Origin of the sequence: Alkalicoccus luteus, assembly GCF_012034335.1 — a bacterium.
In the GTDB taxonomy this organism is placed as follows: Bacteria; Bacillota; Bacilli; order Bacillales; family Salisediminibacteriaceae; genus Alkalicoccus; species Alkalicoccus luteus_A.
The window spans coordinates 76,727-99,409 of the sequence record NZ_JAATHJ010000010.1; the positions used below are offsets into that span (position 1 = coordinate 76,727).

20 protein-coding genes are annotated in these 22,683 nt (G+C 47.3%); 4 read left to right on the top strand and 16 right to left on the bottom strand.

Annotation, left to right across the window (positions count from 1 at the left end; translation table 11 throughout):
- The first annotated feature begins 143 nt into the window (after positions 1-143).
- Together HCN83_RS08940 and HCN83_RS08945 are read left to right on the top strand one after the other, a co-directional pair.
- Positions 144-1,691 carry a Ppx/GppA family phosphatase gene (locus HCN83_RS08940; RefSeq protein ID WP_168006455.1) on the top strand — a complete coding sequence of 516 codons (1,548 nt, stop codon included), beginning with the start codon at positions 144-146 and terminating at the stop codon, positions 1,689-1,691.
- Between the two features lie 104 nt (positions 1,692-1,795).
- Positions 1,796-3,859, top strand: coding sequence for an RNA degradosome polyphosphate kinase (locus tag HCN83_RS08945; RefSeq protein WP_168006457.1), 2,064 nt, complete (start codon positions 1,796-1,798; stop codon positions 3,857-3,859).
- 74 nt (positions 3,860-3,933) lie between these two features.
- Here the strand turns inward: HCN83_RS08945 and HCN83_RS08950 are convergent, their stop codons facing one another.
- The 5 genes from HCN83_RS08950 to HCN83_RS08970 all read right to left on the bottom strand — a co-directional run bounded on the left by HCN83_RS08950 (position 3,934) and on the right by HCN83_RS08970 (position 8,958).
- Positions 3,934-4,641, bottom strand: a complete 708-nt coding sequence (locus tag HCN83_RS08950; RefSeq protein ID WP_246238163.1) for a lytic transglycosylase domain-containing protein — start codon at positions 4,639-4,641, stop codon at positions 3,934-3,936.
- Positions 4,642-4,728: 87 nt separating this feature from the next.
- Positions 4,729-5,610, bottom strand: a complete 882-nt coding sequence (locus HCN83_RS08955; RefSeq protein WP_168006497.1) for an iron chelate uptake ABC transporter family permease subunit — start codon at positions 5,608-5,610, stop codon at positions 4,729-4,731.
- Entirely contained in the window at positions 5,610-6,362 is a 753-nt protein-coding gene (locus HCN83_RS08960) for a metal ABC transporter ATP-binding protein (RefSeq protein ID WP_168006461.1), read from the bottom strand. Before HCN83_RS08960 ends, HCN83_RS08955 begins: the two co-directional genes overlap by 1 nt.
- Before the next feature lie 377 nt (positions 6,363-6,739).
- Positions 6,740-7,654 (bottom strand): deoxyribonuclease IV, encoded by a 915-nt coding sequence (locus tag HCN83_RS08965; protein WP_168006463.1) that lies wholly within the window; start codon positions 7,652-7,654, stop codon positions 6,740-6,742.
- Positions 7,654-8,958: a DEAD/DEAH box helicase gene (locus HCN83_RS08970; RefSeq protein WP_168006465.1), complete on the bottom strand. Its 1,305-nt coding sequence runs from the start codon at positions 8,956-8,958 to the stop codon at positions 7,654-7,656. The genes HCN83_RS08965 and HCN83_RS08970 overlap by 1 nt, the downstream gene beginning before the upstream one ends.
- 146 nt (positions 8,959-9,104) lie before the next feature.
- Here HCN83_RS08970 and HCN83_RS08975 point away from each other — a divergent pair, with 146 nt between their 5' ends.
- Both HCN83_RS08975 and HCN83_RS08980 read left to right on the top strand, forming a co-directional pair.
- The gene (locus tag HCN83_RS08975) at positions 9,105-9,599 is read left to right on the top strand and encodes a CarD family transcriptional regulator (RefSeq protein ID WP_168006467.1); all 495 of its coding nucleotides are present in this window, start codon (positions 9,105-9,107) and stop codon (positions 9,597-9,599) included.
- An 85-nt stretch (positions 9,600-9,684) separates the two neighbouring features.
- On the top strand, positions 9,685-10,641 hold the full coding sequence (locus tag HCN83_RS08980; RefSeq protein WP_168006469.1) for a 4-hydroxy-3-methylbut-2-enyl diphosphate reductase: 957 nt from the start codon (positions 9,685-9,687) through the stop codon (positions 10,639-10,641).
- Between the two features lie 1,239 nt (positions 10,642-11,880).
- Here HCN83_RS08980 and HCN83_RS08985 read toward each other — a convergent pair.
- The 11 genes from HCN83_RS08985 to glyS form a co-directional block, all read right to left on the bottom strand.
- The gene (locus HCN83_RS08985; protein ID WP_168006471.1) at positions 11,881-12,999 is read right to left on the bottom strand and encodes a Nif3-like dinuclear metal center hexameric protein; all 1,119 of its coding nucleotides are present in this window, start codon (positions 12,997-12,999) and stop codon (positions 11,881-11,883) included.
- The gene (locus HCN83_RS08990; RefSeq protein ID WP_168006473.1) at positions 12,996-13,700 is read right to left on the bottom strand and encodes a tRNA (adenine(22)-N(1))-methyltransferase TrmK; all 705 of its coding nucleotides are present in this window, start codon (positions 13,698-13,700) and stop codon (positions 12,996-12,998) included. Before HCN83_RS08990 ends, HCN83_RS08985 begins: the two co-directional genes overlap by 4 nt.
- A gap of 308 nt (positions 13,701-14,008) precedes the next feature.
- Positions 14,009-14,386: a c-type cytochrome gene (locus HCN83_RS08995; RefSeq protein WP_168006475.1), complete on the bottom strand. Its 378-nt coding sequence runs from the start codon at positions 14,384-14,386 to the stop codon at positions 14,009-14,011.
- A 155-nt stretch (positions 14,387-14,541) separates the two neighbouring features.
- Positions 14,542-15,264, bottom strand: coding sequence for a glycerophosphodiester phosphodiesterase (locus HCN83_RS09000; RefSeq protein ID WP_168006477.1), 723 nt, complete (start codon positions 15,262-15,264; stop codon positions 14,542-14,544).
- A 24-nt stretch (positions 15,265-15,288) separates the two neighbouring features.
- On the bottom strand, positions 15,289-15,789 hold the full coding sequence (locus HCN83_RS09005; RefSeq protein ID WP_168006479.1) for a hypothetical protein: 501 nt from the start codon (positions 15,787-15,789) through the stop codon (positions 15,289-15,291).
- A gap of 168 nt (positions 15,790-15,957) precedes the next feature.
- Positions 15,958-17,073 carry an RNA polymerase sigma factor RpoD gene (gene rpoD, locus HCN83_RS09010; protein ID WP_168006481.1) on the bottom strand — a complete coding sequence of 372 codons (1,116 nt, stop codon included), beginning with the start codon at positions 17,071-17,073 and terminating at the stop codon, positions 15,958-15,960.
- A gap of 35 nt (positions 17,074-17,108) precedes the next feature.
- On the bottom strand, positions 17,109-18,908 hold the full coding sequence (gene dnaG, locus HCN83_RS09015) for a DNA primase (protein WP_168006482.1): 1,800 nt from the start codon (positions 18,906-18,908) through the stop codon (positions 17,109-17,111).
- The gene (locus tag HCN83_RS09020) at positions 18,905-19,375 is read right to left on the bottom strand and encodes a DUF188 domain-containing protein (RefSeq protein WP_168006483.1); all 471 of its coding nucleotides are present in this window, start codon (positions 19,373-19,375) and stop codon (positions 18,905-18,907) included. The genes dnaG and HCN83_RS09020 overlap by 4 nt, the downstream gene beginning before the upstream one ends.
- 218 nt (positions 19,376-19,593) lie before the next feature.
- Complete coding sequence (locus tag HCN83_RS09025) at positions 19,594-20,412, bottom strand: pyruvate, water dikinase regulatory protein (RefSeq protein ID WP_168006485.1); 819 nt, start codon at positions 20,410-20,412, stop codon at positions 19,594-19,596.
- Between the two features lie 15 nt (positions 20,413-20,427).
- On the bottom strand, positions 20,428-21,057 hold the full coding sequence (locus tag HCN83_RS09030) for a helix-turn-helix transcriptional regulator (RefSeq protein ID WP_168006487.1): 630 nt from the start codon (positions 21,055-21,057) through the stop codon (positions 20,428-20,430).
- 31 nt (positions 21,058-21,088) lie between these two features.
- Positions 21,089-22,683, bottom strand: a 1,595-nt coding sequence (gene glyS, locus HCN83_RS09035) for a glycine--tRNA ligase subunit beta (RefSeq protein ID WP_168006489.1), incomplete at its 5' end; no start/stop codon positions are given.

Genomic DNA, 22,683 nt, shown 5'->3' on the forward strand with positions numbered 1-22,683 from the left:
TAATTACGATTTATCTTCTGGTAGTATAACGTACAAATAAGGGTAAAGTAAACAAGGAGGGCTGACAGCGTCAGGAAGCAGACGCTATACTGATAAGAAGAGCAGACAGTTCCATATGCATGGAATATGAAGGAGGAATCGCGATGAACAGCCAGCAGATCGGAATTATTGATATGGGATCGAACTCTGTACGGTTCGTAATCTATGAAATTGACAAGTATGCCTGTTTCAGGGAAGTACAAAACTTAAAAGTTACCGCCCGCCTCAGTACATATATCGATGAAGAAGGTGCCATGAATGAGGAAGGCATTCAACTGATTCTGGACATTCTGCACCGTTTTGAAAAAGTTGCCGATAATTACTCGCTGACCTCCATTAAAGGAGCAGCTACTGCAGCTGTGAGAAACGCTTCGAATCGGGATGATATTATGTCAGCTGTAAAAGAAGTCTCTGCCTTCCCATTCGATATTTTATCAGAGGAAGAAGAAGCCTACTACGGCTATCTTGCGGTAACTAACTCCACTGATATTGAAGAAGGCGTCACGATTGATATTGGCGGCGGAAGCACAGAGATCACTTATTTCAAAGACCGGGAACTCCAGCAGTCAATCAGTTTTCCATTTGGAGCTTTAACGCTGAAAAAACAGTTCATTGACGGAGACACCCCTGATGAAAAAGAGTGGAAGAAATTAAAGCAATTTTTAACCAATTCTTATGAAACACTTGACTGGCTCTCAGATAAAGACGTTCCTGTTATCGGGATCGGCGGCTCCGCGAGAAACCTGGCGCTCGTGCACCAGGAAATGATCGGTTACCCTCTTTCCGGACTGCATCAATACCGAATGTCTACAGACGAAATGAAGGAAACCATTGACAGCCTGCTGGATATGCCGATGAAAAAACGGGAAAAGATTGACGGCCTCTCTAAAGACCGGGCTGATATTATACTGCCGGCGGCTGCGGCTATGCAGATGCTGATTGAGGTAACAGGCGGAGGTCCGTTTATTGTCAGTACAAAAGGACTCCGGGACGGTATGTTCTTCGAGGAAATGCTTAGTTCGATTGAAGTCACCCACTTTCCAAATGTTAAAGAAGAAAGCTTTTATCAGCTCAGCAATCATTACCGGCTGAACAATGCTCATCAGCGCAGGATTACGATCTTATCTGCTTACCTTCTTAATGAGCTGCAAAAGCGAGGTGCAATCGAGGTAGAGCCGGAACAAGCCCGCCTGCTCCGGCTGAGTGCTTCCATTTTTTATATCGGCGAAAAAATCCATCCTGAATCCAAAAGCCAGCATACGTTTTACTTGCTCACAAACCAGTCTATTGATGGCATGAGTCATCAAGAGCGCCTCGCTGTCGCGTTCACTGCTTCGTTTAAATCAAAAGCTTATTTGAAACAGTTTGCCAGACCTTTCCGCGAATGGATCAGCAAAGATGACTTAAAATTGTACGAACTGCTTGGTGCTGTTAACAAGTTCAGCTATGCGCTTAACATCTCAGAACAAAGTTCGATTACAAAAGTAGAAGCAGTAAAAATGAACAAGTCGTCGCTTACGCTGCAAGTGTATTACCAGGGAGATATTTATTTTGAAGCCGAACAGGCCAATAAGTACAAGAAGCATTTGGAACGTCCGCTGAAACGGAGCATCAATCTCCTCTTTACTCAGGAAGAGCCGCCTGTTTCCTGATGTTCCAACAGGAAGCTGTGCTCGCAAATCTTTACAAGCAGTTAATATTCATTTGATAGGCTTAAAGGGAAAGCGATCATGACAGGTAAAGGGTGAAGCATTGTATGGCAAAGAAGCAAAAATCATTTCACCAGCCGGAATACTATCTGAACAGGGAATTAAGCTGGCTGCGTTTCAACGAACGCGTGCTTGAAGAAGCACAGGATTCTTCCAATCCGCTATTGGAGCGGCTGAAATTTCTCGCTATCTTCAGCTCGAACCTGGACGAATTTTTTATGGTGCGGGTGGCCGGTTTGAAAGATCAGGTGAGCGCCGGTTATAACAGACCTGACAATAAAACCGCACTTACACCAAAACAACAGCTCGAGAAGATTGCAGACGTTAACCGTGAGCTTACTGGCAGACAGTATGCACACTTCAAAACAGTCATTCAGCCGAAACTGAAAAAAGAAGGTATCATAGAGAAACAGGTGCAGGATCTTAGCTCCACCGCCTATAAGAAACAGGAAAACCATTTTAAAAATTATATCCTTCCTGTGCTGACGCCTATGGCGATCGATGCGTTCCGGCCTTTTCCTAAACTGTCGAATAAAAGCCTGAATCTTGCAGTCGTACTGGAATTCGGTGCAGAGAGAAAACTGGCTATCGTCCAGGTTCCGTCAGTTCTCCATCGAACCGTTTTTACAGAGGAAGCTGCCTACATCATGCTGGAAGATGTGATCAGTGAATTTATCGGTATTCTGTTCAGCGGCAGCCGCGTCATCAGTGTTTCCCCTTTCCGAATCACCAGGAACGCTGACCTGACCATTCATGAAGAAGGAGCACGCGATTTGCTTAAGGAAATTGAAAAAGAACTAAAAAAACGAAAATGGGGTGCAGCTGTCCGTTTTGAGTACATGGAAAACCGGATGGACGACGATGTGCTGTCGCTGCTGATGAAAGTGCTGGAACTAGAGGAGCAGGATCTGTATAAACTCGATGGTCCGCTTGATCTCACATTTCTTTTCAGGCTGTATAAAGATCTGGAGCCCCATCACGAGCACCTCGTTTTTGAAACGGCTATTCCTCAGCCGCCAGCCGATCTGCACAATGAAAATGTACTGAACATTTTGCAGGAAAGAGATGTTTTTCTGCATCATCCATATGAATCATTCCAGCCTGTCGTTGACTTAATGATGCAGGCAGCCGAGGACGAAAATGTGCTGGCGATTAAGCAGACGTTATATCGGGTAAGCGGTGACAGCCCGGTGATAGCTGCGCTGGCTCGCGCTGCCGAGGCAGGCAAACAAGTGACCGTGCTGGTTGAGCTGAAAGCCCGTTTCGACGAGGAAAACAACATTCAGTGGGCTAAGCAGCTGGAAAAAGCCGGATGTCACGTTATCTACGGGATCACCGGATTAAAAACCCACAGCAAAATTACGCTCATCGTTCGGCATGATCAAAACCGGATTCAGCGCTTTGTTCATTTAGGCACAGGCAATTACAACGATTCGACGGCGAAGCTCTATACCGACATGGGCATGCTGACAACAAAAGAGTCATTCGGAATTGACGCAACTAACTTTTTTAACTACTTAAGCGGCTACAGCTCCAAGCCGGACTGGAAGGAAATCGCAACTGTTCCATTTGAAATACGGGAAGCGTTCTTAAAGCAAATTGATATGGAGATAGATTCTCACAAAAAGCATGGCGGCGGCCGTATTATCGTCAAGATGAATTCTCTTACCGACAAACCACTGATCATGAAGCTTTACGAAGCGAGCTGCGCTGGTGTAGAGATTGATCTGATTATCAGGGGGATCTGCTGCCTGAAGCCTGGCGTTAAAGGCATCAGTGAGAACATACGTGTGACAAGCATTCTCGGAAGGTTTCTTGAGCACAGCCGGGTCTTTTACTACCGACAGAACGGTGCCGACCGCATTTATTTATCCTCTGCCGACTGGATGACCCGCAATATGGAAAAACGGATAGAAATTGTTTTTCCCGTGTATGACGTAAATATGAAAGCTCGTATTCTGGACGTGCTGCATATCTCGCTAAAGGACAATCAAAAAGCTCGCCGAATGAACCCGGACGGCTCGTATGAATATATTAGAAACGAAAAGCCTCCTGTTAACAGCCAGGTCCTTTTACAGGAAATGGCTCAAGGAGAATCGGAAGACAGCTAAGCAACCGCAGCATAAAAGTAAACGTAAAACCGGTGTACAGATTCCACTCTGTACACCGGTTTCATATTTTCTGATCAGCGGGAAGCCATGCTTTCCGCTTCTTCCTGAATTTTCACAGCATACCAGCTTTCAGCATCTCCATGCTCTTCTACATATGCTTCCATGCCGTTCATGCCTCTATGGTAAGCCGTTAATGCATAATCCCAGTCTTCGTATTTATCATACAAATAGTCCAGGTAGGTAACCGATAGCTGAATCGCATAGTGTGGATCATACAGTAATTCTTTCTCATACGGTAATCCTGCTTTTTCAGCAATCCACGGACCTGTGTTTTCCATAAACTGGGCAAGCCCATAGGCATGACCATAAGCTGTTTCCGGACCTACAAGATCAGGATCAAACGTACCTCCGGTTTCAATCCTGAGCAGTTCGTAAACAAGCAGCGGGCTGATACCATGCTTTTCGGCTTCAAGTGCAAGGAGCAGACCCCAATCCTTCCTGAACTCTCCTTCACTGTCTTCATACAGCAGCTTCGCTGTCTCCAGAGCTTCTTCCCAATTAGCTGCACCTGATACGGCATACTCCGGCGGGAGCTCGCTTATTTCTTCCTGCAGTGAGAGAAAATGTTCATCTATTTCTGTTCTGATTTCTTTCGTTTCTCTGTCCATACCAGTCAGCTCATTCACTTCCTGCTGCGCTTCCATATAGCCGCTCCCTAGAGAGAAAACGGTTACGATCAACAGCGCGGCCGCTGCCAGCATCGATATAAAAGAACGATCCAATCTTTGTTCCTCCTTCATTTCATGACACACCGATTGACACAATAAACCATGATAACGAAGGCGAAAAAAAATTGCAAGTAACTGCGGTTACGAGGTTATTTCTGCTTCTCTGCCGGCTCCCGGACGCCGGAGCAGTCTAATGAAATACCCTCTTTTTGGCGCGAAGAAGAACGCTAGTGCAAAAAAGCACGAAGCCGCAAGGACAATGGAACCTCCGGAAGCCACATCGTAAACGACAGAAGCAAAAAGCCCGATAACGGATGAAAGAACTCCAAACATGGCTGACAGAGCGATCATGACAGGAAAACGATCCGTCAGAAGGTATGCCGTTGCTCCCGGTGTAATCAGCATTGCTACTACGAGAATAATACCAACCGTCTGCAAGGACGCTACAGTTACGAGAGAGAGCAGAAACATAAACATATAGTGAATACGTTTGACCGGAAAACCAGCTGCTCTTGCCATCGTTTCATCAAACGTACTGAGCAGCAGCGGCCTGTAAAAGATGACGATGCTGATCAGCACAACGGCACCAATGGCTAGCGTCGTGTAAAAATTCGCGGATGAGACAGCGAGTACATTTCCAAACAAATAGTGCATCAGGTCGACCGAAGTACCTCTGAGCGAAGTCATCACAACAATACCGAGGGCAAACATCGCAGTAAACATAATCCCGATCGATGCATCATCTTTAATTCGGCTGTTCCGTGATACAAATCCAATCGCAAGCGCTGTTGCAACCCCTGTAATAAACGCGCCGATAAACATGCTTGTGCCCAGCATATAAGAAAAAACAACACCCGGAAGAACAGCGTGAGAAATAGCGTCCCCCATCAGGGCCATGCCTCTGAGGATAATAAAGCACCCTGTTACTCCGCAGATGATTCCGACAAGAACCGATGTGTATAAGGCGTTCTGAAGGTAAGGATACTGAGCCACCTGCTGAATGAACATAGTGATTTCATTTATCATGGTCCAACAACCACCATTTCCTTATCGGACTGCAGAACCGCAGCGTTGTCTCCGTAAGCTGCTTTAATGGTATCTGCCCGAAATGCTTCCTGAACCGGGCCTGATGCAATTAAATGCCCGTTCAGAAGAATCAGCTCGTCAAAATACGTCTCTACTTTGCTTAAATCGTGGTGAACAACGAAAATGGTTTTTCCCTCGTTTTTTAATTTCTTCAACAAACTGACGATAATTTTTTCAGAGTTCATATCAATGCCTACGAACGGTTCGTCGAGAAAGAAATAATCGGTGTCCTGAGCCAGAGCCCTGGCGATAAACACTCGCTGCTGCTGGCCTCCTGATAATTCTCCGATCTGCCTTCCGGCAAACTGCTCCATTCCCACTTGCTTGAGGGCTTCAAGTGCCTTCTTTTTATCTGACTGCGCGAGTCTGCGGTACCATGGAACATGAACAAACCGCCCCATTGTTACCACGTCCTTCACAAGAACAGGAAAATCCCAGTCAATATCAGAACGCTGAGGCACATAGGCAATGTTGCTGCGGTGTTTATCTACCGGCTCTCCGGAAAATTGCACGCTTCCGCTGTATTTTTCCAGACCCAGCATGGATTTCATCAACGTGGATTTGCCAGCTCCGTTAGGTCCTACGATTCCGATAATTCGCCCTGCCCCTATATCAAATGAGATATGTTGCAGCGCCTGCTTTCCGTAATAGTGGACGGAGAGGTCTTTTACTGAAATTGTATTCTGCATTTGCAGCACCTCCTGTACCAGCTTCCAAAAGTTGCACAAAGGAAACTTTTTTATCATAACTCAATTATAAGGCAGAAGATGCTTAGATGCAATCGATGTTTATCTGCTCTGCTTGCAGACCGTCAGACTCTTTTAATCAGTTTAGGTGTTAAGGTTCGGCTCGATATTCCTGAGTCGACAGTGCGGCTATGTCCTTTCAGTTTCAGAGACAGCCTGAGCGCAGGGTCAGGCGTTACATCACCGGAATTGCTAGTTGTGACGATTTTGCTCATTTGAATATCTTTTGAAGAAACTCATGGCATTACGAATGCAAGAGCAGCACACAAAAACCAGAAAAATCCGCCTGCTCAGGTGAACAGGCGGAACGTATTTGCAGCTTACAGCTGTTGAATTTTTTCCTTCAGTGAGCTGTCAAATTGCCGATTTTTGATCATGTTTATTTCATGCTTATACGGAGCTTTTTTATTTTTCTTGTCTTCTCCGACATAAGGCGTTTCCAGTATTTTCGGCACCTGGCTGAATGTATCGTGATAGATAATACGTTCAAGCGCCTCAAAACCAATATGCCCGAAACCGATATTCTCATGACGGTCTTTTCCTGCCCCGCACTCATTCTTGCTGTCATTGACATGAACAACTTTGATACGGTCCAAACCTACCGTACGGTCAAACTTATCCAATACGCCATCCAGGTCGTGGACGAGATCATACCCTGCATCATGCACGTGGCACGTATCAAAACATACGGAAAGCTTTTCATTATGCGTCACACCGTCGATAATAGCGGCTAACTCTTCAAAGCTGCGTCCGCATTCGGAACCTTTACCAGCCATCGTTTCCAGCGCAATCTGAACATCCTGATCAGGATCTATTACTTCGTTCAGGCCTTCAATAATTTTCTGAATGCCCGTTTCTGCTCCAGCTCCGACGTGAGCTCCGGGATGAAGCACAATCTGACGGGATCCGAGTGCCTCAGTCCGGTCTATTTCGCTTCTTAAAAAGTCGATTCCCAGCTGAAAAGTTTCCGGTTTAACCGTATTTGCTATGTTAATAATATACGGAGCGTGAACGACAATGTCGGACATGCCATTTTCCTTCATATGAAGGCTGCCCGCCTCTATATTCAATTCTTCGATCGGCTTTCTGCGGGTGTTCTGGGGTGCTCCCGTATAAATCATAAAGGTAGTGGCTCCGTAGGAAGCAGCTTCCTCGCTTGCTCCCTGGAGCATTTTCTTCCCATTCATTGAAACATGAGATCCTATAAGCAATGTGTTATCCTCCCTTGCATTCATCACTTGCGGCCGCGTGTGTCTTTGGCAGTGCTGCGTCGTTCAATTCTGCGCTTTCGCTTATGCTCCCGCTCTGCTTTCGCGCGGGCTTTTTTCTTATATGCAGGCTTCACTTTAGTACCTTTACGCTTCATGGGCATAGGTGTCTGCTTCGCCGGACGGTTTTCCGACCGTCTTTCCACAGTGACCCAGCCGCCCTGCTTCCATTCTTTGTACTCAAACGTGATTCCTTTTTGTCTGAGCTTTGCAATCGCTGCTTCATCACTTCTGCTGAACAGCGTAATACTAAGACCGTCCCAGCCGGCTCTCGCAGTGCGTCCGGACCGATGAATGTAGTAATCCAGCTCTGTCGGAATCTCTGCATTAATGATGTGACTGACGCCTGTAATATCGATTCCTCTTGCTATAAGATCTGTTGCGACGAGATACTGAACGTCCGCATCCTGCAGGCGCTTCAGCACTTTTTTGCGCTTACGGGGCGCAATGCCGCCGTGCAAAAGATCCACATTGAGCCCTTTATCTAACAGAACGGAGTAAATTGAGTCTGCCGTTTCTTTCGTATTACAAAAAACGATCGCAAGAAACGGGTTAATCCGTTCTGTCAGCTTTACAATCACTTCCTCTTTTGGACGGTCTTTGTCACTGATCAGCCAGTGAACGAGATTTTCGGGTGAAAGTTCCTTCGGTTTTACTTCAATTTGCTTTGGCTGACTCATGTACTTTTTCAGAAATGGCATGAGACTTTCCGGGATTGTAGCGGAAAAGACCATCAGCTGCGTATCATCATGCAGAGAAGCAGCAATCCCGTTGACTTCCTCTAAAAAGCCCAGTTCCAGCATCTGATCTGCTTCATCGACGATAAATCCTTTTACCGTGTCTGTTTTTAGCGCCTGCTCCCGGATCATATCGAGAACTCTGCCCGGGGTGCCGACAATAATGTGCTGGCCTGCAGATACTTTATCCAGCATCCGTACACGGTCTGTTCCACCCGTGACCAAGATCGATGTGACATCATCAGGAGCATAGTCCTGCAGAACGCCATACAGCTGTGAAGCGAGCTCCCGCGTTGGTGCTGTAATGATATACTGTGTTTTCTTGTCTGCCGGATTGACGTTCGTCAATAGAGGAAGCAGAAAAGCGAGTGTTTTTCCGGTTCCTGTCTGTGATTTACCGATTACGTCCTGGCCGCGCAGAATGGACGGAATAAGCCGCTCCTGTATTTCTGTAGGCTGTGAAATGTTGTTTGTCTTTAAACGATCGATTAATTCCGCTCTCAGCTGGAACCGCTCGAAATTATGGTTTGTCATCTTCTATCATCCTTTGCTTTGTATAGCCGTTTCTAACCTAACAGTTTATTTTAGCACGATTCTTTGCTCTGGACTATAGGTTTTCGTGTGCTTTTTACCATTATATGATAAACTTAAATCACTATGGAAAGAATGGAGGAACGCTGATGTTTACAGTTGGAGATAACGTTGTATACCCCGGCCACGGTGCGGGGAAGGTAAAAGACGTATCCAGAAAAACAATTCTCAACGAAGAACAGTTCTACTTTGTTATTTTCTTTCCTCTTCAGAAAATTACACTCAGCCTGCCGGAAAAGACGATTCAGGAATCCGGTTTACGACCTGCGAATACCCAGACAGAATGCGATTCTCTTCTCGCATCCCTTTCAGAACGCGATCCTGTTGATGAATTTCCTAAGCCATCGGGACGGCAGGATGAACGTCTTCGTTCAGGCTCCATGGATGACTGTGCAGACGTTTTTTTCGAGTTGACATGTAAAAAAACCATCCATCAGAAGCTTCATATGCAGGAAAAAAAGAGCCTCGAGCTTTCGAGAAAGCTGCTGATCAGCGAACTGATGCTCGTTCACGATGCATCTGAAACAGAAGCAGCCAACATGCTCGACAGTCCAATGGACGCTTTGCTGAAAGAAAGGCTGTAATCTCCTGTACGGTGTTTGTCAGGGAAGCCCTCCCGTATTATAATAGGGTGCAGTACGAAGTTATACCGGAGGAGGAGTACCGCCAATGGAAGTTATGAAAATCTCACCTCGAGGTTACTGCTATGGTGTAGTAGATGCGATGGTGATGGCAAAAGAGGCTGCCGCAGATCCAAATCTGCCGCGTCCGATCTATATTTTAGGAATGATTGTGCACAATAAGCATGTTACAGATGCTTTTGAAGAAGATGGTGTCATTACTCTCGACGGACCTAACCGTCTTGACATACTTAAAAAGGTTGAAAAGGGAACCGTTATCTTTACTGCTCACGGCGTATCGCCTGAAGTACGTAAGCTGGCTGCCGATAAAGGTCTCAAAACGATTGATGCTACGTGTCCCGATGTTACTGTGACGCATGATTTAATCCGAGGCAGAAAAGACCAGGGCTACGAATTTATTTATATCGGCAAACGCGGCCATCCGGAACCAGAAGGTGCGATCGGTGTAGCGCCTGACATCGTTCATCTTGTAGAAAATATGGATGACGTCGAAAACCTGCACATCGATTCGGAGAAAATCATCATTACCAATCAGACAACGATGAGCCAGTGGGATGTCCGCCATCTGATTGAAGCTGCCCATAACCGTTATCCGCATGCGGAGATTCACAACGAGATCTGCAACGCAACTCAGGTTCGTCAGGAAGCTGTTTCAGAACAGGCTGGCGAAGCAGACCTCCTTCTTGTCGTCGGAGATCCAAAAAGTAATAATTCGAACCGGCTTGCTCAAGTGTCAAAAGAGGTAGCCGGAACCGAAGCTTACCGGATCAGCAATGTAAACGACATTAATCTGGAATGGTTGAAAGGAATTACTAAAGTTGCCGTTACAGCAGGCGCCAGCACACCTACGCTCATCACAAAAGAAGTGATCCGGTTTTTAGATCAGTTTGACGAAGACGACCCGCATACGTGGGATACAACGAGCACAGTTAAGCTCTCGAAAATACTTCCGAAAATCCGTAAAAAGCGCACAGCTGGAAAATAGCTTCGTGATGATCAAGAAAGCCCGGAGACAGTTTGTCTCCGGGCTTTCAGAGTGTGGATAAAGTCATTTTAAGTGAATAACGTTGCATCTGCCTGTATCTGCGGACACTCGCTTTCCGGAGGGAACGGGCTCAGCTAACCGCTTCCTCCTGCTGTCGGAAGCGCTGGATCTTCGCCTCGTTCTGATCCTCCTGGAGTCGAGATCCTCCGATGTCGGCAGCTGGCAGTGCGTTTCACGTACCTGGTTAGGACCGCACGATCGGCTTCCATTCAGGATAGAACTTTCCCGATGAAACGTTTCGATGTTGAATAGGGCTGCCAGTCCTTCATCGAATGCATGATAAACGGAAAAAACAGTCACGGCTGCCTAGTGTGACGTTGTTCTCCAAGAAGCAGAGCCGTTTCCCCGATGTGTCCGGCGGAGACGCCAGTGGAAGCCGCGCAGTCTGAAGATCCTTTCTCAGGGGTCACCCTGAGAAATAGCTGAAGGCCAGCCCACGGCAAGCTTCCGCCGGTAAACAGAGAGGAAATACAACTAAACGAATAAACATGTAAGTTGTAAGACTTTTTCAAATCGAGTAGAAGGGGGTGGCTAACCCCCGTCCTCTCACACCACCGTGCGTACGGATCTCGTACACGGCGGTTCGATGGCATCTTCCTTCCTTGTCGCTTCCCCGCAAAGGTTGCTACACGCTCTCCCAGTACGTTCGATTTCCACTCTATCCTTCCGGGAGCAGCCGGAAATTCAATTCCGTTGTCTGTGATCATCACAACTTCACACGTCTGCGGACATGGAGATACCAACCGTCAAGTCCTTCCCTCGTTTCCCTTTTCAGGGATCGTCCCCGGTACTATGACTTGAACTGACTTCTGTATGTTCAGGATTGCCTCACGGTAATCGTTACTCGTTAGAGCATTCCATACAGATCTCCCCGGGTAAGTCTGACCGCTTTCCACTCGTCGGCACAGAATTTACTGAACGGGATTCGGGCAATGTGGGATTTCGTCTTGGCTGGCAGACTCATCCCTCCCTATTCAGCCTTGTATCCTGTTTCTGTTCGTTACCGCGTGTGTTTGCGTCCGGCTTCCTTCAGATTCCGGGTCGCCCCGGACACCCTTGCCATTCGCTAACGGTTCCCATTGCCAAGCCCGTAGTGGACTTTCACCACCAAGCTGCCAGACATGCCGGGCACACCAGCCTGAAAGCCCGGAGACAGTCTCCGGGCTTTCTTTAACGAACCTATAAAAATTGAAATGGATCTGTATTGATTTCTGAAATGATTACTTCTGTCGAACTTTTCTGTTCCTCAAGCCATGACTGAAGCTGTTCGGCAAGCTCCTTTTTCATAATCTGTTCCACATGGTGGCCCGGGTCGATCATCGCAAGGCCTTCCATCCAGGCATCATGCGCGACATGAAAATAGAGATCGCCGGTAACGTAAACGTCCGCTCCTTCTCGAAGAGCGTGCATCGTATACTTGTTTCCGTCTCCGCCTAATACAGCGGCCTTCTTAACCTTTTTATCCAGGTCCCCCACTACTCTCAGTCCATTCACTCCGAAAGCCTGCTTCACTCGCTCGGTGAATTCACGAAGCGTGATTGTTTCATCCAGCTTGCCAATCCGGCCTAATCCATACGTTTTACCCGGGTTTTCGAGAGAATAGATATCGTAAGCGGCTTCTTCGTAAGGATGGGCATCCAGCATTGCCCGGATTACATTCCGTTCAATTGATGCTGGAAACACTGTTTCAATCCGCTCTTCTTCAGGACGCTCCATGCTGCCTTTTGAACCAATATAAGGGTTCGCACCGCTTCCCGGTACAAATGCGCCTTTTCCATCTGTCGAGAAGGAGCAGTGACTGTAGTCGCCAATATGGCCCGCTCCAGCCTGACCCAGTGCTTCTCTTACAGCGTCGGCATGATTTCGCGGTACAAATACGGCTATTTTCTTCAAGCTGTCCTCTGTTACAGGCGCCAGCGGTTTCGTATCACGAATTCCGAGTGCATTGGCCATCATATCGTTGACGCCCCCGTCTGCTACATCGAGATTGGTATGGGCGGCAAACACGGTAACATCATGTTTGATGAGCTTTTCAACAGCCCTGCCATAAGAAGTATCCGTGTTGAGCTGCTTGATTGGCCGGAATAAGAGCGGATGATGCGCAATGATCATATCGACTCCATTCGCTATTGCTTCATCTACGACTGGTTCGAGTACATCGAGTGTCACCATGATTTTTGCTGTTCGTTTTTTTACTGAACCGATTTGAAGACCGATTGGATCTCCTTCTACTGCGAAGCGTTTCGGTGCATGCCGTTCCATAAACTGCAATACTGTCTGCACGTGTGTATCCGTCATGCCAATACCTCCTCCAGCCAGGTTAGTTTCTGCTTCATTTCCTTCTGACGCTCAAATGTACGGGCGTTTTCTGCCATTTGCAGCTGCGCTTGAATTCTCAGGAGCTGATCATATTCTTTTTTCCATTTGCTCATAAACGCTGCATTGCGCTGTTTCATTAAATAAGGCCCTAGCCACATTTGCTTTTCAAATTCATCCTTACTATAAGGATTCACTCCTGATCTGTCCGCACACAATACTTCATATACGTGGCCTTCTTCTTCAACAGCTGCTTCTTCAATAAGCGACCAGCCATTTTTATAAAGCCAGCGTCTGACATGATCAGCAGCTATGTTCGGCTGAAGGACCAGGCGTTTTACATCAGGCAGATACGACTGACCGTTTTCCAGGATATCAGCGATAAGAGGGCCGCCCATACCGGCTACAACTACCGTATCGGCTTTACGGCCTTCCAGAACCTCCAGCCCATTTCCGAGTCTCGCTTCCACTTTATCCTGAAGCTGATTCTGTCTGATCTTTTCTTTTGCGGAAGCAAGAGGACCTTCATTCACTTCTCCGGCAATCGCATACTCACATATACCATTGCCAACGAGATAAACCGGCAGATATGCATGGTCTGATCCTATATCTGCAATAGTCCCTTCATGCAGTACATATTCTGCGACTTTTTCCAATCGTCTGGATAAATGCTGTTCGTTCACTATTGTCACCTTATTTCCTGAACTTTTTTCAACTCTTCTAAGAGAAAATGATATCACATTACGTTAAAGCACGCAGCCTCTGCCGCTCTGCAGAATGATCAGATTTGATTGTCTGCTGCCGTGTACTGAACCTTTATCGTATCAAACATCACTCATATTACAAATGAGGACTTGCTGCGCTCCTAGCAGCAAGGCCAGTTAGATGTCATAAAAGAGCCTCAGGCGGCATTCAGGCCTGAGGCTCACGTGTAAATACACGAACAGGGCTGTCTCCCTCTTTCGATGGTGACAGCCCTGTTCGTTCACACTTATTCCTGAGACAGAATGTACTCCGCCACAGCTTCCGCTTCTTCTCCGTCATCAACAAGGCCTGCAGGCATCGAACCTGGCCCTTCGTTGATTGCAGCAACAATCTCATCCTCGGAGTAAGCTCCTCCATCTAGTGCAGGTCCGGTACCGCCTTCCAAATCACCGCCGTGACAGGAAGCGCAGTTTCCTACATACAGATGTTCACCGAGTTCAATCGGATCATCAAATTCTTCTTCCTGAGCGTTTTCTTCGTTTTCGTTTCCATTTTCAGCTGCCTCTTCCCCGCCGATATTCAGTCCGACGAGAGAAAGGAAGAAAACGAGCAGAAGACCCAGCGCAGCCGTGGCTGCAAATGGAAATAATGGTCCACCTCTCATTGCTATGTACCTCCCTTACGTTCCGATGCGATAAATTAAGGCTTTGTATAAGTGCCCGAGCTGAGCTCTCTTTTATTGTATATGAAATACGAAAGGATGAAAAGAGATTTCAAAAGAAGCTTTCTTCCTTTTGAAAGCGTTTGTTCACAAAATGCTCATAGTTTCATCAGACTGGTCATCAAAGCCGGATCATCGGTAATAATCCCTGTCAGGCCGCTGCGCCTGCATCTCGAAAAGTCCGCTTTTGTTTTACAATTGTAAGCTCTCACCGTAAGCCCCTGTTTCGTCCACGGACGATAGTACATGGAAGACTGAACGCCGTGGCGGATATGAATGCCGTCTGCCAATATTTTCTGAGCATACTTCCCGCCGCGCCGAAACGGTGTTTTTGTAAGCAGCGCCGTTTCAACAGCAGGCTCTCTGCGCTTTATTTCTGAAATATACTCATGATAAAAAGTAGAAATGACCGTACGTTCAATCAATCCGTGCTTACGCAGGACAGCGAGACACCCTTCCGCAAATATGCCGCCCGCCACATGCTCCTGCTGTTTCAGCTCCAGGTGGAGTGTCAGCTGTGTGCCTGCTATCCAGGCACACAGTTCTTCCAGGGAGGGAATGACTGCTTGCGGATGCCGATTATGATACTCACGGTCCGCCTGCATATGTAATAATTCTTCAGCGGCGAATCCGTTTACGCTTCCGCTTTTATACGTCGTACGGTCAACAGTTGGATCATGGATGATTACTGGAACATAGTCGCTCGAAAAATGAACGTCACATTCAATACCGTCTATTGGATATTCAGCCGCTTTCTTAAAGGAAAGCATCGTATTTTCCGGGAACTTACGTTTGAATCCCCGATGCCCGATTATTTCCATGCATGTTCCATCCTTTCCGGTCTATTACGATCCAGCTAATAGGAAAAACAGCAGTACCGCTATGCCGGCTGTACCGGCAGCAATCAAATACATGCTTTTAAACAAAAAGCCCGCGGCTACCCAAGCTGCCGCCGCGGCCCCCGTTAACATTCCGGTCTGCTCGGGATTCAGCGCTAACCAATTACTCACTTGTACTGCCGCCGCAAGCAGCAGCAGTGCAGCCGCAGTAGAATACACATGATGCACAAGCCCTGCATCGATTCTGCTCCGATAAGCCAGTATACCGGCAGTCAGGGCGGTTACAGCAGCTGCAAGCGTGCCGGGTGGAACGGGCAGCATAAAAACGGCTGCTAATAATGCTGCGAGAACAGCTGTCAGAGCAGCTGCCTTTCCCCACGGTTTTGCTCTAGGCAGCGATTGCTCCTCCGCATAGAGCTTCAGAAGAAATTGACAGTAGTGATCAGGCAGCATGCGATTTTTCTGCCACTTTCTGATCTCTTTCACAATTACCTCGTTGTCTGACATCGTACCCGCTCCTCTTCTGCAGAAGCTTTTTTTCTACCTTTCATTGTTCGTTTACACCGATACGCTGGTCATATCAGCTGCTTTGCATGCGTATGTATCCATTATGTTGAACATGGGATGGAAAAAAACATCCCTGCTGCTGGAAGCGGCAGGGATGCAGAAACACCTTTATTCCAGAAAGTCTTTCAAACGCTTGCTTCTGCTTGGATGACGCAGCTTGCGAAGTGCTTTAGCTTCGATCTGTCGAATTCGCTCACGAGTAACCCCGAAAACTTTACCGACTTCCTCAAGCGTTCTTGTTCTGCCGTCGTCCAGACCGAATCGAAGTCGAAGCACGTTCTCTTCACGGTCGGTAAGAGTATCCAACACATCTTCCAGCTGCTCTTTTAACAGCTCATATGCAGCAGCATCAGATGGGGCCAGCGCTTCCTGATCTTCGATGAAATCTCCAAGGTGAGAGTCATCCTCTTCACCGATAGGTGTTTCCAGTGAAACAGGCTCCTGTGCAATCTTTAAAATTTCACGAACTTTATCCGGTGTCAAGTCCATTTCCTTCGATACTTCTTCAGGCGTCGGCTCGCGGCCAAGATCCTGAAGCAGCTGACGCTGAACCCGGATAAGTTTATTGATCGTCTCTACCATATGAACAGGGATACGGATCGTTCTGGCCTGGTCAGCAATCGCACGTGTAATAGCCTGTCTGATCCACCAGGTGGCATAGGTACTGAATTTAAAGCCTTTATCATAGTCGAATTTCTCAACCGCTTTAATCAGCCCCATATTTCCTTCCTGGATTAAATCAAGGAACAGCATACCACGACCGACATAGCGCTTGGCAATGCTGACGACAAGACGAAGGTTTGCTTCAGCTAAACGTCTCTTCGCCTCTTCATCTCCGTTTTCAATTCGTTTTGCCAGCTCAATTTCTTCGGCGGCTGACAGAAGCGGAACACGGCCGATTTCCTTCAGATACATCCTGACAGGATCATTAATCTTAATGCCCGGCGGCACGCTGAGGTCGTTTAAATCGATTGCGTCTTCCTTTTGCACCTGCTGAATACTCGGCACGGATTCACTCTCGTTAATGATTTCAACCCCCTGCTCTCCAAGGTATTCAAAGAAATCATCCATCTGCTCCGAGTCCTGATCAAACGCTCCCAGACGTTCGGTAATTTCAGCGTATGTCAATGAGCCTCGCTTTTTTCCGGACTCCAGTAACTGTTCCTTTACCTGATCGATGGTCAAATCGCCTTCCGTCAATGGACGGATTGGTTTCTCAGCCATACGACCCCTCCTTCCTCATGATCACAACGGCATGATCAGCTGTGAAGCTTTGATTTCAGCTCCACAAGCTGGTTAATGTACTGCTTAAGCTCTTCTACGTCAGACGTACGCTTCATCAGATCCTGAAGCTCTTCAATACGCCGTTTAATTGGCGCACGATGAAGGATCTGGTCGGCGTAATCTTCAAGCACCTGCTCCGGCAGGTCCTGGTGAACCTGTTTCATTGCAAGTGCAGCTGCTTCTTTTTTCAGCCCCGGATCTTCAACCGAGCTGATAAATGCAGCCGGGTCACTCTCATTGCCGGCTGCGTAATAACTGTATAACAATGCTGCCAGTGCCTGAAACGTTTCCTGCTGAAAGGAAGCGCCAACTCTCTCTTCTACAAAAGCTGCCGCATCCTGAGAATGCATCATAAAACTGATTAAATCACTTTCTGCCCGTTCATCTGCGGTCATCAGCCTGCGCCCTGCATGCTGTTGTGATTCCGTTTGTATAGCTGCTTTCTTTTGCTTTGTACGGGCTTTAACAGTATTCTTGATCTTCTCCCCTAATTCCTGCTTAAGAACGTCATAAGAGAGAGAAAATTCTTCCTGCAGCTGCCTCAGGTAATGATCCTGCTCAATCGCTTTTGGAAGAGCAGCGATTTCCTTCAGCATTTCTTCCACATATTTCAGCTGATCGGCTTCCATATCCATATTTTTGCTTTCTTTCAAAAAAGCCGATTTAAATTCCATCATAGTCAGAGGTCTGCCGACTATCGTTTCAGCGAATCGTTCGGGACCATGATGCTGAATATAGTCGTCCGGATCCATTCCCTGAGGAAGCATGGCCACAGCAACTTCAAGTCCGGCTGCCTGCAGAATATCTGCATTTTTCCAGGAAGCCTGACGTCCTGCGTTGTCCCCATCAAAGCAGAGGATTACTTTATCGGCATTGCGTCTGATCATCCGGGCCTGTTCCTGGGATAACGCTGTTCCGAGCGAACCTGTACCATGTTCTATACCCGCGCGGTAAGCGGAAATAACATCGACGTATCCTTCAAACAAAACGGCTTCATTTTTGCGGCGGATTGACGGTCTGGCTCCATGAAAGTGATACAGGAGCCGTCCTTTATTAAAAACGTCAGACTCCGGACTGTTTAAATATTTGGGGCTGCCTTCATCGAGGACCCGGCCGCCGAAAGCGATCACTTTGCCCCGCTTATCCCAGATAGGAAACATTATTCTCCCCCGGAAGCGGTCGAACGGTCTGCCGTCGTCCCCTTTACGGGCAAGCAAACCAGCTTCCGCCATATCATCAGGTTCAAATCCCCTCTTTCGAAGAAAATCAGTAAGGAAATTCCAGGATTCGGGCGCGAAACCGATCTGGAACGTTTCAATCATTTTTCGGGTAAAGCCGCGAGCTCTTAAATACTCCCTCGCTCTTTTCCCTTCCGGAGACTCCAGCAACAGGTGATGGTAAAGCTTTGCTGCCAGCTCGTGTCCTTTATACCAGGAGGATCGGGGATTCTCTTCTTCGTCTTCCTTTAAAACAGCCTCTTCCGGTATCTCAACGCTTGTTTTGCCGGCAAGCTGCTGCACAGCTTCAGGAAAAGAAAGTCCTTCATACTCCATTACAAACGTCACCACGTTGCCTCCTGCTCCGCATCCGAAGCAGTGATAAAGCTGTTTCTCCTGAGAAACAGAAAAAGAAGGTGTTTTCTCCCCATGAAAAGGACACAATCCTGAAAAATTGCGTCCCTGCTTTTTTAAATCCACGTATTCACTGATTACGTCCACGATATCGAGTTCTTTTCGGACTGCTTCCACCGTTTCTTCGGGAATATGACGGCTCATCCTTTATCCCCGCCTTCTTTCAAAGCTTCAAATAATTGAATGAACTGGACTTCAAACTGACTATCAGCCGTTCGCTTTCGTTTGGAAGGACCTTTACCGTAATTTCCTCGGCGCCGCGCTTCTTTTTTGGCATGACGCCATTCGAGAACGGCATCCGCTGCTTCCTCCCTGAAGCGGATACCGTTCGAGTGGATAACGTATACTCCTCTGGCAGAAAGAATAGAAGCAAGACCAAGATCATCTGTAACAGCAATGTCGCCTGCAGCCGATTCACTGATCATTCGAAAATCAGCTGCATCAGCTCCCTGGTCAACGATGATCGTCTTTACGGAGTCCGGCAGTGATGCACGTGTGTGGGCATGAGAGTGAACCAGCACCAGCTTAAAGCCGAGCTGTCCAGATAGCTTTATGAGCTGAGGTACAACAGGAATCGAATCCCCGTCTGCGTATACATGTAATTGATTCATATTTAATATATTCGATCCCCGCTTTGTTTTTCCTGCCTGTTAACATGAAATAACCGAGTGGAAATTTCGCTCGTACACGACACATAATGAAAGTGCTCCATATTGGCGGCGAAATGGAAGCCTGAGCGAAACATCCTCGTTCGCTTCCTGAATTGCAACTAACCACAATATTTCATTATAATTGTTTTTTGTCGTTTTGGGAAGAAAAATGATTGTAATTATGAATTTCTCGTCTGTACCATCTGATAAATGATGTTGGCAGTCTCTTCTACTGCTTTTGTAGAGACGTCCAGCACCTGACAGCCGATGCGGTTCATAATCTTGTCTGAGTAAGACAGTTCCTCCTCAATCCGTTGAATCGTGGCATAATTTGCCTCTGCTTTCAGACCGAGTGCTTTTAACCGCTCTGCCCGGATGCCATTTAGTTTTTCCGGACTGATTTTCAGCCCGATTATTTTTTCAGGCGGAATAGAGAAAAGCTCTTCAGGCGGTTCCACCTCTGGAACAAGCGGCACGTTAGCTACTTTCAGACGTTTATGCGCCAGGTATTGAGACAAGGGAGTTTTTGACGTCCTCGACACACCAACCAGCACGACATCCGCCCTTAGTATCCCGCGAGGATCACGCCCATCATCATACTTTACAGCAAACTCAATGGCCTCTACTTTTCGAAAGTAGTCTTCATCAAGCGTGTGGATTAGTCCGGATTCATTTTTCGGTTTCGTCTGCAGCCGATCTTCCATAAGGGACAGCAGCGGGCTTAAAATGTCGTAAACTGGAAGGTTCTCTTCTGATGCCCGCTTCAGAACATACTCACGGGTTTCAGGAATCACAAATGTAAATGCGATCAGACCATTGTTCTCTCTGGCTTCAGAAATCACTTCATCCACCGTTCCCGTATCCTCGACGTACGGAATCCGGCGGATGGAAGTCATCGATTCTTCAAACTGGCTGATCGCAGCCTTCACTACGAGTTCAGCTGTTTCTCCAACTGAATCAGACATGACATATACGGTGACATGCTCCTGCTCCTTCATGCGCGTCCACTCCTTTTATCCATCTTCTCTGCTCAGTTCAACGAAAGCTTTTGTAATATTCGTTTTCGTTAATCGCCCAATTACATCCAGTTTGCCATCTGCATCCTGCTTGACTACCGGCAGACCGTCGATTTGTTTGCTGATCAGTTTATTGGCTGTCTCCAGCATTGTTTCTTCCGGATAGCAAACAGTTACGTTCGGCATGCGGGTCATGATGATGCTGACCGGTATACCTTCGAGATCCTGTTTACCCATACTTGCTCTCAGTAAATCTTTGCGGGATACGATGCCGACCAGCTTGTTTTGATTATCTGTTACAAACAGGGTGCCGACATCTTCTAAAAACATAGACACGATAGCGTCATAAACCGAAGCTGCTTCAGTTATCACAACCGGAATGGACTGGAAGTCTTTCACCTTCAGTTTAAGCAGCTTGTCCTTGAAAAGCTGTCCCCCGGTTTTACCAGTATAGTAATAACCCACTCTCGGCCGGGCATCGAGATAGCCGGACATGGTTAACACGGTGAGGTCAGGTCTGAGCGTAGCCCTTGTTAAGGCGAGCATATCAGCTATTTTTTCGCCGGTAATAGGCCCTTTCTCTTTCACGATTTCTACAATTTTCTGCTGCCTTGCGGATAATTCCATGATGCCACCGCCTCTCTTATCACTGACGCAGTTACTCGGAATGGAACACGATCTGTTGGAAATCAGCAAACTGCCTGATCAGCGAAGCCGTCTGATGCATTTGAAACAGTCTGTTTTGTTTAAGCTGCTCATCATCTGCCATTACCATCACGTGATCAAAATACGCATTGATAACAGGCACGATACTTTGCAGGTGGCGGTATGCCTGCTCCACATTTCTCTCCATGAGCGCAGTTTGAAGCGGTTCCTCAACTTGAATACAGGCTTCGGCAAGACTGCTTTCCTGATCTTCCTTGAACAGAGCAGGATCAGGGCGTCCAGGCGAACTCTTTTTAGAGATATTTGTCACCCGGCTGAATGCCTCTGTGTCCTTTTTAAATTCTTCCACACTCAGCTGGCTCATTAAAAAATCACCTTTTGCGACGGCCTGAGCAGGAAGGCTCCAGCCAGACGAAATGACCGCATCTGTTACATCATAGCGGATACCTCTGTCTTTTAGCAGCTGACGAAAGCGAAGCTCAAAGAAGTCCTTTACATCTTTAAACACGTCTTCATGCGGTCGGTTCAGAAGCTTGTTTTCATCCAGCAGGCCGAGCAGTTTCTGAATAAACGCGAACAAATCGAAGGACCAGTTGCCATCGAGATAAATCTGCAGAACGGCTGCGGCCTGACGTCTTAACCCATATGGATCCTGAGAACCTGTCGGAATCCGGCCGATTCCAATGCTCGTTAATACAGTATCGAGCTTATCCGCTGCACTGACTATTCTGCCTGCCTCCGAATCCGGCAGCGCGTCACCTGCCTGCTTTGGAAGGTAGTGCTCCCTGATGGCCTTGGCCGTTTCCTGCTCTTCACCGTCATGAATGGCATAATATTCACCCATCAGTCCTTCAAGCTCGGGAAATTCATCTACCATGTGAGTGACGAGATCAACCTTTGACAATCTTGCTGCTCTCTGCACGGTTTGCTGAAGCGTTCCTTCTCCGTGAAGAAGGGATGCAAGCTGCAAGGCACCCGCTTCTATGCGGGCCGTTTTATCGGCCATAGATCCAAGCTCCTCGTGATAGACAATCGATGCCAGCTTCGGCAGTCGTGACTCAAGGGAATGCTTTAAATCTTCTTCAAAAAAGAATTCTGCGTCTGCAAGTCTTGCCCGCAGCACTTTTTCATTTCCACGGCGGACATTATCTAAATGAAGATGATCGCCGTTTCGCACCGTAATAAAATGCGGCGCAAGCTGACCCTGCTTGTTTTTAACAGGAAAATATCGCTGATGCTCTCTCATGGATGTAATCAGTACTTCATCCGGAACTTTTAAAAAGCTTTCGTCGAACGATCCCGAAAGCGCAGTTGGATACTCAACGAGATTTGTCACCTCTTCCAGCAGCCCTTCCTCAATCGGTACCTGCCACCCTGCCTCCTCTGCGATATCCTGAATCTGGGTGCGGATCGCGTTTTTCCGCTTTTCCGGATCTGCAATTACGTGCTGACCAAGAAGCTCTTCTTCGTAATCATCTGCGTTCGATATGTCAGCAGCATCGCCGAGAAACCGGTGTCCGTAAGTAATACGTCCCGTCGGAATACCTGTAATTTCAAACGGAATTACATCCGTGCCAAATACAGCCG